11 protein-coding genes and 1 pseudogene are annotated in these 10,672 nt (G+C 73.8%); 9 read left to right on the plus strand and 3 right to left on the minus strand.

Annotated elements, in window-relative coordinates; translation table 11 throughout:
• A partial coding sequence (locus ACFP3V_RS21620; protein WP_380585913.1) for a hypothetical protein occupies positions 1 to 871 on the plus strand: 871 nt, incomplete at its 5' end.
• 159 nt (positions 872 to 1,030) lie between these two features.
• On the opposite strand, the gene ACFP3V_RS21625 is transcribed toward ACFP3V_RS21620, so the two are convergent.
• Positions 1,031 to 1,810: a WecB/TagA/CpsF family glycosyltransferase gene (locus ACFP3V_RS21625; protein ID WP_380585915.1), complete on the minus strand. Its 780-nt coding sequence runs from the start codon at positions 1,808 to 1,810 to the stop codon at positions 1,031 to 1,033.
• A 119-nt stretch (positions 1,811 to 1,929) separates the two neighbouring features.
• Here ACFP3V_RS21625 and ACFP3V_RS21630 point away from each other — a divergent pair, with 119 nt between their 5' ends.
• Together ACFP3V_RS21630 and ACFP3V_RS21635 are read left to right on the plus strand one after the other, a co-directional pair.
• Positions 1,930 to 3,399: an oligosaccharide flippase family protein gene (locus ACFP3V_RS21630; RefSeq protein ID WP_380585917.1), complete on the plus strand. Its 1,470-nt coding sequence runs from the start codon at positions 1,930 to 1,932 to the stop codon at positions 3,397 to 3,399.
• A 40-nt stretch (positions 3,400 to 3,439) separates the two neighbouring features.
• Positions 3,440 to 4,270 (plus strand): glycosyltransferase family 2 protein, encoded by an 831-nt coding sequence (locus tag ACFP3V_RS21635; protein WP_380585919.1) that lies wholly within the window; start codon positions 3,440 to 3,442, stop codon positions 4,268 to 4,270.
• Between the two features lie 7 nt (positions 4,271 to 4,277).
• On the opposite strand, the gene ACFP3V_RS21640 is transcribed toward ACFP3V_RS21635, so the two are convergent.
• Entirely contained in the window at positions 4,278 to 5,327 is a 1,050-nt protein-coding gene (locus tag ACFP3V_RS21640) for a glycosyltransferase family 2 protein (RefSeq protein WP_380585920.1), read from the minus strand.
• 88 nt (positions 5,328 to 5,415) lie between these two features.
• Between ACFP3V_RS21640 and ACFP3V_RS21645 the strand changes: the two genes are divergently transcribed.
• Together ACFP3V_RS21645 and ACFP3V_RS21650 are read left to right on the plus strand one after the other, a co-directional pair.
• Positions 5,416 to 6,324, plus strand: coding sequence for a glycosyltransferase (locus tag ACFP3V_RS21645; protein WP_380585922.1), 909 nt, complete (start codon positions 5,416 to 5,418; stop codon positions 6,322 to 6,324).
• A 74-nt stretch (positions 6,325 to 6,398) separates the two neighbouring features.
• Positions 6,399 to 6,791 carry a luciferase domain-containing protein gene (locus ACFP3V_RS21650; protein ID WP_380585923.1) on the plus strand — a complete coding sequence of 131 codons (393 nt, stop codon included), beginning with the start codon at positions 6,399 to 6,401 and terminating at the stop codon, positions 6,789 to 6,791.
• 136 nt (positions 6,792 to 6,927) lie between these two features.
• Here ACFP3V_RS21650 and ACFP3V_RS21655 read toward each other — a convergent pair whose 3' ends face one another.
• Positions 6,928 to 7,650, minus strand: coding sequence for a hypothetical protein (locus ACFP3V_RS21655; RefSeq protein ID WP_380585925.1), 723 nt, complete (start codon positions 7,648 to 7,650; stop codon positions 6,928 to 6,930).
• A gap of 470 nt (positions 7,651 to 8,120) precedes the next feature.
• On the opposite strand from ACFP3V_RS21655, the gene ACFP3V_RS21660 reads away from it, so the two are divergent.
• The 4 genes and pseudogenes from ACFP3V_RS21660 to ACFP3V_RS21675 all read left to right on the plus strand — a co-directional run.
• A complete protein-coding gene (locus ACFP3V_RS21660; protein WP_380585927.1) occupies positions 8,121 to 8,423 on the plus strand; it encodes an urease subunit gamma in 303 nt (100 codons plus the stop codon).
• A 52-nt stretch (positions 8,424 to 8,475) separates the two neighbouring features.
• Positions 8,476 to 8,784 carry an urease subunit beta gene (locus tag ACFP3V_RS21665; protein WP_380585930.1) on the plus strand — a complete coding sequence of 103 codons (309 nt, stop codon included), beginning with the start codon at positions 8,476 to 8,478 and terminating at the stop codon, positions 8,782 to 8,784.
• Complete coding sequence (locus ACFP3V_RS21670; RefSeq protein WP_380585928.1) at positions 8,781 to 10,508, plus strand: urease subunit alpha; 1,728 nt, start codon at positions 8,781 to 8,783, stop codon at positions 10,506 to 10,508. Before ACFP3V_RS21665 ends, ACFP3V_RS21670 begins: the two co-directional genes overlap by 4 nt.
• Positions 10,508 to 10,672: pseudogene (locus ACFP3V_RS21675) on the plus strand (urease accessory protein UreF); the annotation flags it as partial. The gene ACFP3V_RS21670 and the pseudogene ACFP3V_RS21675, both read left to right, overlap by 1 nt.

Here is a 10,672-nt window from a genome sequence, read left to right on the forward strand (position 1 = left end):
CCTGACGGGCTATCAACTCGCCGACGAGCCCGACATGAACGTCGGCAACGGCACCCCGCAGGGTGCCGGCTGCATGCCCACCTCGAAGCTGGCCGCCTTCGCGGACAGCCTGCACCGGGCCGACCCGGCCCGGCCGGTGCACGTGAACTTCGGCACCGGCGTCGCCCTGGGCGCCCGGGCCGGCGCTGGCTGCGACGGCTCCTTCGCCGCCTACGCGGCCGCGGCGGACATCGTCTCGGTGGACTACTACGGCGTCTCGACGCCGTGGCACGACGCGGCCGACAAGGGCGTGTGGACGTACGGCCGGACGGCCGCCCGGGCGCGGATGCTGGCCCCGGGCAAACCGGTGTGGGTCTTCCTGGAGGCCCCCGTGCGGATGGAGGCCACCTCCCAGACCCTGGCCGGGGCGACGCACGCCACCCCCGCGCAGGTCCGCGCGGCGGCATGGGACGCCCTGGTGAACGGTGCGACGGGGCTGGAGTGGTTCTGCCACTCGCTCGCCGCGAAGGTGGACGACGCCTGCCTGCGGGACGCGGCGAGCGCGGCGACGCTGAGGGAGGTGGACGCCGATGCGCAGAGGTACGCGGCGTGGTGGAACGCGCCGCCGGTGTTCGTGGGTGTGCGCGGGGGAACGAGGAGCGCGCCGGTACAGGCGACGCTGCGGGTCGCGGCGGGCAAGCGGATGGTGTTCGCCGTGGGGGTGGACTCCGCGTCCCAGCCCGAGGGCGGCCCCTCTGACGCGACGTTCGTCCTCCCCGACCACTACAGCGGCCCCGTGGCCGCCTCGGACGGCCGCACCCTCCAGGCCCACGACGGCGTCTTCTCCGACCACCTGAGCCCGTACGAGGTCGTTGCCTACCGGATCGGGTGAGTGCGGCGCAGCCAGGGGCGCGAGGATCCCCCGCCCTTCGGGCGGGAGGTGCCCCACCGCGACCAGCCCACCACTCGGGGAGGTCCGTCCCGCACACCGCGCCGGACCCCGTCAGTGGTGTGCTGGTCGCGCGGTTCCTCGCGCCCCCGCAGGCGCAGGTCAGCGACGCTGTCCGGGGATCCGTGAGTCGCGGAGGAGGCGCCAGGCCGCGGGTGGGCCCTCGCGGAGGTACCTGCGGGCGAGCCGCCGGGGCTCCCTGCTGAGGCGGTAGAGCCACTCGAAGCCCGACTCCCGCCACCGCTCCGGGACACGGTCCACCGCCCCCGCGAGGAAATCCGCGGAGGCGCCGAAGGCGAGGCCGACCCGGATGCCCGCGGCGGCGGCCTGCTCGGCAAGCCACCGCTCCTGCCGTGGCTTGCCCAGCCCCACGACCAGCAGCTGCACCCCCGCCGCCCGGACCTTCTCCGCCAACTCCCGTGCGCCGTCCGGCGATTCCAGCTCCGCACGCTCGGGCGCCCAGTACCCGCCCACGGTCAGGCCGGGGTACCGCTCCGCGAGAACCGCGGCCAGCGCGGCGTGCACCTGCGGCATGCCGCCGAGGAAGCCCACCACCGCGCCCATCGCCTCGGCGCGGGTCAGCAGCAGGGGGAGCAGGTCCGACCCGGTCAGCCGGGGCCACTGCCGCCCGGTCAGCCGGTTCACGCGCCACACCAGCGGCATGCCGTCGAGCAGCACCAACCACTCGGCGTCCTCCGCGTTCTGGGCCTCGATCAGGCCCGCGTGCGCGCCGCCGCTGCCGAAGTGGTGCACGTGGTCCACATTGGCCGAGGCGACGATCAGCGGGGGCAGCTCGTTGCCCCCGAGTCGCGCGTCGACCGCCCCCAGTACGTCGTCCAAGCCGACGGCATCCGCCGCGGTCCCACCCAGGATGATCCGCACGGGGCTCAGCGTGCCACGCCAACCGTCCGCCCGGGGGCGTTTTCTGACGGATGGCCAGGGCCGCGCCGGTGGCGGCGCCTATACTCCCCAGCGGGGGCCGTCGATTCCGGGGGGAACGCGTGAGCTCGAAGCAAAGCCGCGGCCTGGGAGCCCGGATCAGGTCAGGCGCGCAGCTCAGCCTGGTGAACACCGTCGTCATCCGGATCGGCAACTTCGCCGCGGGCGTCGTGCTGGCCCGCACCATGCTAGGGCCGGCCGAGTGGGGCCTGTACGCCCTGGCCGTCACCGTGCTCGGGGTGCTGCTGTCCTTCAACGAGCTGGGCGTCACGCTGGCGGTGATCCGCTGGGACCACCGGCCGCTGCGCCAGTTCGTGCCCACCGCCGTCACGGTATCCGTCCTGTTCAGCTGTGTCCTCTACGCCGCGCTGTACCTCTCCGCGCCGCAGCTCGCGCACCTACTCGGCTCCGCCGACGCGGTCCCGGTGCTGCGGGTGCTCTGCGTCTCGGTGCTGATCGACGGCTTCGCCTGCGTGCCGCACTCGGTCATGGCCCGGGAGTTCGCCCAGGGCAAGCGGCTGCTGCTGGACCTGCTGAACTTCCTGGTCACCACCGGCGTGACGCTCGGCATGGCGGACTCCGGGCACGGGGCGCTGAGCTTCGCCTGGGGCGCGTTCGCGGGCAACCTCACCGCGCTGGCCGGCTGCGCCGTGTACGTCCCCTGGGCGGTCCGGCCCGGCTGGGACCGGTCCACCGCACGCGAACTCGTGCGCTTCGGACTGCCGTTGGCGGGCACCAGCCTGCTGGTGATCGGCATGATCAACGTGGACACCTTCGTCGTCGGGGCCACCCTCGGCCCGGCCGCGCTCGGGCTCTACCAGATCGCCTTCAACGTCTCCTCCTGGCCGGTGCGCTCCATCTCGGAGGCCGCCCGCCGGGTCTCCTTCGCCGGCTTCTCCCGACTCGCCGACGACACGCGGCAGTTGGCCCACGGTTTCCGCCGCGGGCTGGCCCTGCTGATGGCCGCCGCGGTACCGCCGTGCGCGCTGCTCGGGGTACTGGCCAAGCCGGTGATCGTGACCGTCTACGGCGACGCCTGGGCCGCGGCCGCGGCCGCGCTGTCCTTCCTCGCGGTGCTCGGCCTGCTGCGGGTCGGCTACGAGCTGGCCTACGACTGCCTGGCCGCCGCGGCGCGGCAGCGCGACCTGCTGGCCGTCCAGGGCTGGTGGCTGGCCGCGTTGATCCCGGTGCTGATCGTCGCCGCGCACTGGCGCGGCATCCAGGGCGTCGGCATCGGCCATGTGCTGGTCGCCTCGGTCCTGGTCGCCCCGGCCTTCGCCTGGGCGCTGCAACGGGCCGGGATCCCGGCCCGGCTGCTGCTCCAGGCCTGCGGCCGCCCCTTCGCCGGAGGCGTGCTGATGGCCGCCGCGGCCTACGCGGTGCTGCGCCTGTGCGGCGGGGCGACCTGGGCGCTGTGGCCCGCGAGCGCCGTTGCCCTGTTGCTCTACCTGCCGGTGGTCTGGCCGCTGCGGCACGAGCTGCGTCCGGCGCCGCGGACCGCGCCGCTGGAGCCGGCGGGCGCGGGAGTATGACCACCACGCCGGACACCGGGACCACGAGGGGGAACTGACGGTGGATCTGCTCGCCGCCGCCAAGCGCGCACTGCGCCGCAGGGCCGGCTTCCTGCGCATCATGGAGGTCCGCAACAAGCTGCTGCTCTGGCCGACCGCCGTGGCCACCGGCCGCCGCGAGGACGCCGAGGTACGCCGCCTGCTCGGCGGCCTCCCGCCCCGGCAGGCCGTGGTCGCCACGGTGATCCCCACCTACCGCCGCCCCGAGGGCCTGGCCGCCGCGGTGCGCTCGGCGTTGGACCAGACCGTCCGCAACCACGTCGTGGTCGTCGTCGACGACGGTGCGGGCCTCGACGCCGCGGGCTTCGCGCTGCTGCCCGAGGACCCCCGGCTGGTCACCGTCTCACTGAGCGTCAACATCGGCGTCGCGGGCGTGGTGCGCAACGTCGGGCTGCGGCTCAGCGACTCGGAGTTCGTGGCCTTCCTGGACGACGACAACGTCTGGGAGCCCGACCACCTCGCTCGGGCGCTGGACGCGCTCACCGAGCCCGGCGGCCCGGAGGCCGTCTACACGGCCCTGCGCCGGCTGCACCCGGACGGCACCGAGCTGGACGTGCTCTCCGTCCCCTGGGACCGCAGGCACGCGGCCGAGGAGGGCTTCCTGGACACCAACGCCTTCGTCGCCCGCCGCAACCGCGACCTGCGGTTCAGCCGGCTGCGGCGGCACCGGGACGTGGTACCCCGCGAGGACTGGGAGCTGGTCTTCCGCTACAGTCGCCGCCGCCGCATCGCGCACCTGCCCGTCCCCACGGTCCGCTACCTGGTCAACCCGGCCAGCTACTGGTCCGCTTGGGGCCGGCAGCCGGGACCGGCCCCGGAGCCGACGGGCTGACGCCCCCTCAGATCCCGCGCCGCTTCCACGAGGCCCACCACAGCCTCTCCCGGACCTTGCCGTAGACGGCGGTGAGGACGAGCGGCTGCAGGTAGGGCATGGCCTTGGCGCCGATGCGGCGGCGCAGCTGCAGGCCCTTCCACTCGGGCAGGCTGCGGTAGTCCGGCCAGCACTCGGCGGCGAAGGCGACCATCTCCTCCTCCGGCACGACCGCAGTGCGACCCCGGTCGTAGGCGCGGACGGCGCGGCGCAGCGCGTTGCGGGCCAGCTTGCGGTGCACGGCGGCGTCCAACTCGGCCGCGCCCTCGATGCGTTCGCCGTGCTTGGCGAGCACCGACTCGTAGGCCGCACGGCACTGCCGCAGGTCGTCCATCTGGCCGCCGAAGGTGGTGGCGGACATGTTCTGCCCGTGCAGCCGGTAGTAGGCGGCGTCCGCGCCGCGGACGTGGCCGACATCGGCGTGGGCGGCCAGCCGCATCCACATCTCGATGTCGCCCGCGTGCGGCAACTCGGGGTCGTAGCCGCCGACCTGGCGCTGGAGCGAGGTGCGCACGACCACCTCGGGGGAGGTGATGCAGCCGTGGCCCTCGCGGAAGCGGCGGGCCAGCCACCACTGACCCGGGTAGACGTCCCAGCCGGTGCCGTCCCCGGTGCGGGCCGGGGGCAGCGGCTTGCCGTGCTGGAAGTGGATCGGGCGCCCGTAGGTGAAGCCCACCTCGGGGTGCGCGTCCATGAGCGCGGCGGCCCGGCGCAGTGCGCCGGGGACCAGCCGGTCGTCGGCGGAGAGCAGGACGACGTAGTCGCCGTCCGCCCATTCCAGCAGGCCCTCGTTGTAGGTGGCGATGTGCCCCTGGTTCTGCTGGTGCACCCGCACCTCGATCCGCGGGTCGGTCGCGGCCAGCTTCTCCGCGACCGCCCCCGAGCCGTCCGGTGAGGCGTCGTCGATGATCAGCACCTTCACGTCCACCCCCGGCTGCTCGTGCAGCGCGCTGCGGACGCAGTCCTCAAGGTAGTGCCCGTAGTTGTAGCAAGGGATGACGACGCTGACCGTACTCATTCCGGAATCCCCCCAGAAGTCGCATTCGCAGCCAGGGTAGCGGTCCAGTCCCTAGGATTTGGGGCGACGTCAGTACATGGGGGGAACCGTGAAGTCGAGCGTCGTCTCGATCGTCGTCGTCAGCTGGAACAGCGCCGCCGTGCTGCCGGGTCTGCTGGAGACCCTGGCGGACGGAATGGCCGGTACGGACTGGCAGTTCGTGCTCGCGGACAACGCGTCGGCGGACGACTCCGTCGCCGTGGTCCGGGCCGCGCTGCCGGACGCCCGCATCGTGCAGACCGGCCGCAACGCCGGCTACGCCGCCGCGATCAACGCCGCGGTGGCCGAGGTCCGCCCGGAAGGGCCGGTCCTCGTCCTCAACCCGGACATCCGGCTGCGGCCCGGTTTCGGCAAGGCCCTGCTGGCCGGCCTGGAGGCCGAGCCGGGCACCGGCATCGCCGCACCGCGGCTGCTCGGTGCGGACGGCAGCGTGACGCCGACCCTGCGCCGGGAGCCCAGCCTGCCGCGGGCGGTGGGGGAGGCCGTGCTGGGCAACATCCGGGCGGGGCGCTTCCCCCTGCTCGGCGAGATCGTCACCGACCCCGACGCCTACACCCGCCCGACCCGGGCCGACTGGTCGACGGGCGCGGCCCTGCTGGTCTCGGCGGAGTGCGCGGCGGCCTGCGGGCCGTGGGACGAGTCCTTCTTCCTCTACTCGGAGGAGACGGAGTACCAACTACGGGCCCGTGACCGGGGTTTCGCCACCCGACTGGTCCCCGGCGCGGTGGCGGTCCACCTGGAGGGCGAGTCCGAGGTGTCCCCGCGGCTGTGGACGCTGGTGGTGCTCAACAAGGTGCGCCTCTACCGCCGCCGCCACGGCCGGATGCCCTCCGCGCTGTTCCGGCTGGCGCTGCTGGTCCGCGAGGTGTCCCGGGGCTGGCTGGTCGGCCACGAGCGCAGCCGCGTCGCCGCTCGCGCACTTGTGCGACCCATCGGGCCGGTGGGGGGACTGGGGTGACGGTTCGTCAACCGGGGGCACCAGTTCTGCCGTGAAGGTGGCGGAAAGTCGCGCCACCGGGTGATGATGGCGGAGTGACAGCAGCGCGTCGTGCCATGGAACAACTGGCGACCTGGCCCGATCTGGTCACCGCCCCCTCCTCCTGCGGAACGGGCTCGGCGCTGCGCGCCGGCCACCGCGAACTCGTGCACATGCACGGCTCCCGCGAGGCCGACGTCCGCCTGACGGCGGATCTGATCGCCCGGCTGCACGACCAGTTGTCCCACTCGACGGCGGTGCGCCTGCACGACGACTCCGTCTGGGTCACCGTCCACCTGGACTGCGACGACGACGCGGACCTGCTGGTGACCCTGACCAGCCTCAGTCTTCAGGCCCACGCCCCCCGCCACCGGCTCATCCCCCGCCCGCCGCGCCCCCAACGCCTGGTCCCGGGCTGCAACCTGGGAAGAGTCGACATCCTTCGTTAGCGCCCCGGGAGGCTGCGCCTCCTGCCGGGGCTAACCGGCNGGAGGTCCGTCCCCGATCGACGGGCCGGACCTCCGCGAGGGGGTGGGTTGCTCGCGCAGTTCCTCGCGCCCCGGGAGGCTGCGCCTCCTGCCGGGGCTAACCGGCTTCGCCGGTGAGGCGGGCGAGTTGGACCTGGAACCAGTCCAGGCGGGCCTGCAACAGCGCGGCTTCCGCCGCCAGTTGGGGGACCAGCGCGTCGTCGTCCACCGTCGGGAACGGGGCGGGGGCGGTGCCGGCCGCAGGCTGCACGTGACTGGTCGTGGGGGGCAGGCGGTCGTCGCAGACGGCGACGAGGCGGCCGCCGGCGCGTTGGGCGTAGGCCGCGAACTCGAGCCAGGGGCGGTGGCCGACGCACTCGCCGCAGACGGACACCAGCGCGCGCCAGCCGGGGATGCCCTCGCCGCTGTCGGTCAGGCCCTGGGCGGGCAGGCCGCAGGCGCACCGGCCGACCGCCACCCGGGTGACCCGCTGCCGTTCGAAGCGCAGGCCGCGCTCGTGGCGCTCGTAGCGGCCGAGCACGAGCACCTCCAGGAGTACCGCGTTGCGGTACTCCGTGGCGCAGGTGAGCTCGATGGCGTCGAGGTCGCGGTGCAGGGCGTAGAAGCCGCAGGCGCACCAGCGCGAGGGCGCGCGGTGCCGACGGCCGTATGCGCACTCGGCCTCGTCGATCGGGCCGTAGACGATGTCCGAGCCCAGGGAGACGCCCCGGAACCCGACGCGGCTGCCGTCGGCCGAGAGCATCGCGTGGGCGATCTTGTAGCCGACCGGCGGCCGCTCCGGGCGCTCCGGCGCTCGACGCAGCCGCAGACGGGGCGTCAACTCCGGGTCAGCCTTCCGTGGTCACCGCAACGGGGTGGGGGGCGGCGGGGGTCTCCTCGGCGGCGGCCTCCGCGGGACGAGGCTGCGTGACCGGCGTGGCCGGGGCCTCCTCGAGGACAGACGTTTCGTTCTCTTCCGCATAGCCCCGGGCCAGCAGCTTTCCGAGCCTCATCACTACCCCCTGTGTCAGGTGTGCGATGGATGTGACGGTCTGTCCGTCCATGGTGACCCAGGTCCGCTGCTGTGAAAAGGGGACACCGTCCGCGAGCCCGCTGACCAGCGGCTGCGGATCCGCTACGGTGGGCCGAACGTGTTCACCGGGCCGTGTCGGCCCGGCCCGCGGCGGTACCGGGCAGTGCGGCCCGGCGTGCGGCGCCGCCGGGGCCGGGAGACCCTCCGCGCGGCCGGTCGTCGCTCGCGGCACGACGGGGTGCCCGGTTCCCCCACGCCCCCCGCGAGGTTGCGCGCCGATGAGGCTGACCCCCCACGAGCAGGAGCGCCTGCTGATCCATGTCGCCGCCGATGTCGCCCGGGCCCGCCGGGCCCGCGGCCTCAAGCTGAACCATCCCGAGGCGGTGGCGATCCTGACCGTCCACATCCTGGAGGGCGCCCGCGACGGACGGACCGTCGCGGAGCTGATGGAGTCCGGGCGGACGGTCCTGACCAGGGACGACGTCATGGAGGGCATCCCCGAGATGATCCGCGACGTCCAGGTCGAGGCGACCTTCCCGGACGGGACCAAGCTCGTGACGGTCCATGACCCGATCGGGTGAGACCGCACCGGGACCCACTGAGTCAGGCGAGTTGAGGAGGACACAGGTGCCAATCCCCGGAGAGATCCTGCTCGGTGAGGGGGAGGTCGGCCTCAACGCCGGCCGCCCGGTCACCCGGCTGCGGGTGCTGAACGCCGCCGACCGCCCGGTGCAGGTCGGCTCGCACTACCACTTCGCCGAGGCCAACCCGGGCCTCGACTTCGACCGCGCCGCCGCCCGCGGGCAGCGGCTGAACATCCCGGCCGGCACGGCCGTCCGCTTCGAGCCGGGGCTGCCGGTCGAGGTGGAGCTGGTGCCGCTGGGCGGCCGCCGCGAGGTGCTGGGGCTGCGCGGCGAGACCCCCGGGGCGGTGGACCGGTGACGGCGCCCGAGTTCGCGCTGCGGCTGTCCCGCCGCCGCTACGCCGACCTCTACGGACCCACCGCAGGCGACCGGATCCGGCTCGCCGACACCGACCTGCTCGTCGAGGTGGAGCAGGACCTGAGCGCGGGCGGCGACGAGGCCGTCTTCGGCGGCGGCAAGGTGATCCGCGAGTCCATGGGCCAGAGCCGGGTCTCCCGCGCCGAGGGCGCCCCCGACACGGTGATCACCGGGGTGGTGGTGCTGGACCACTGGGGTGTGGTCAAGGCCGACGTCGGCATCCGCGACGGGCGGATCACCGCCCTGGGCAAGGCCGGGAACCCGGAGACCATGGACGGGGTGCACCCGGACCTGGTCATCGGACCGGAGACGGAGGTGATCGCGGGCCAGGGCCGGATCCTGACCGCGGGCGGCATCGACGCCCACGTGCACTTCATCTGCCCCGAGCTGTTCACCGAGGCGCTCGGGTCCGGCATCACCACCCTCGTCGGCGGCGGCACCGGACCCGCCGAGGGCACCAAGGCGACCACGATCACCCCCGGCTCCTGGCATCTGGCCCGGATGTTCGAGGCGGCCGAGCAGTACCCGGTCAACCTGGGCCTGCTCGGCAAGGGCAACACGGTCTCGCTGGAGTCGATGCGGGCCCAGCTGCGCGCCGGGGCGCTCGGCTTCAAGATCCACGAGGACTGGGGCGCCACCCCCGCCGCGATCGACGCCTGCCTGCGCGTCTGCGACGAGTCCGGGGCCCAACTGGCGATCCACACCGACACCTTGAACGAGGCGGGGTTCGTCGGCGACACGCTCGCCGCCATCGCCGGGCGGGGCATCCACGCCTACCACACCGAGGGCGCCGGCGGCGGCCACGCCCCCGACATCATCACCGTGGTCTCCGAGCGGAACGTGCTGCCCAGCTCCACCAACCCGACCCGGCCGCACACCCGCAACACCGTGGACGAGCACCTGGACATGCTGATGGTCTGCCACCACCTCAGCGCCGACGTGCCCGAGGATCTGGCCTTCGCCGAGTCCCGGATCCGCCCGACCACCATCGCCGCCGAGGACGTGCTGCACGACCTCGGCGCCATCTCGATCATCTCCTCCGACTCCCAGGCCATGGGCCGGATCGGCGAGGTGATCCTGCGCACCTGGCAGACCGCGCACGTGATGAAGCGCCGTCGCGGCGCACTCCCCGGCGACGGCCGCGCGGACAACCTGCGCGCCCGCCGCTACGTCGCCAAGTACACGATCAACCCGGCGCGGGCGCAGGGCCTGGACGGCGAGATCGGCTCCGTGGAGCCGGGCAAGCTGGCCGACCTGGTGCTGTGGACGCCGGCGTTCTTCGGCGTCAAGCCGGACCTGGTGGTCAAGGGCGGCCAGATCGCCTGGGCGCAGATGGGCGATGCCAACGCGTCGATCCCGACGCCGCAACCGGTGCTGCCCCGCCCGATGTTCGGAGCGGTGGGCCGCGCCCCCGCCGCGCTCTCGCTCAACTTCGTGACGCAGCGGGCCCTGGACGACGGTCTGCCCGAACGCCTGGGCCTGGCCAAGCCGTTCACCGCGATCCGGAGCACCCGCGGGGTCAGCAAGGACGACATGGTGGAGAACTCGGCCCGACCCCACGTCACCGTGGAGCCGGACAGCTTCACCGTGCGCATCGACGGCGAGGTGGTCGAGCCGCAGCCCGCGGACGAACTGCCCATGGCCCAGCGGTACTTCCTCTTCTGATGGCCTCCCGTTCGGTACTGCTGACGCTGGCCGACGGCCGCTTCCCCGCCGGCGGGCACGCCCACTCCGGCGGGGCGGAGGCCGCGGTCGGGGCCGGCCGTGTGCGCGACGCGGCGACCATGGAGGCGTTCTGCCTCGGCCGCCTGCACACCTCCGGCCTGACC

Origin of the sequence: Streptacidiphilus monticola (assembly GCF_042658505.1) — a bacterium.
Lineage (GTDB): Bacteria > Actinomycetota > Actinomycetes > Streptomycetales > Streptomycetaceae > Streptacidiphilus > Streptacidiphilus monticola.

Coding starts and splice junctions, on each gene's coding strand:
- ACFP3V_RS21640 (WP_380585920.1), bottom strand. CDS start 5,327: ATGAGTACGGTCAGCGTCGTCATCCCTTGCTACAACTACGGGCACTAC.
- ACFP3V_RS21660 (WP_380585927.1), top strand. CDS start 8,121: ATGAGGCTGACCCCCCACGAGCAGGAGCGCCTGCTGATCCATGTCGCC.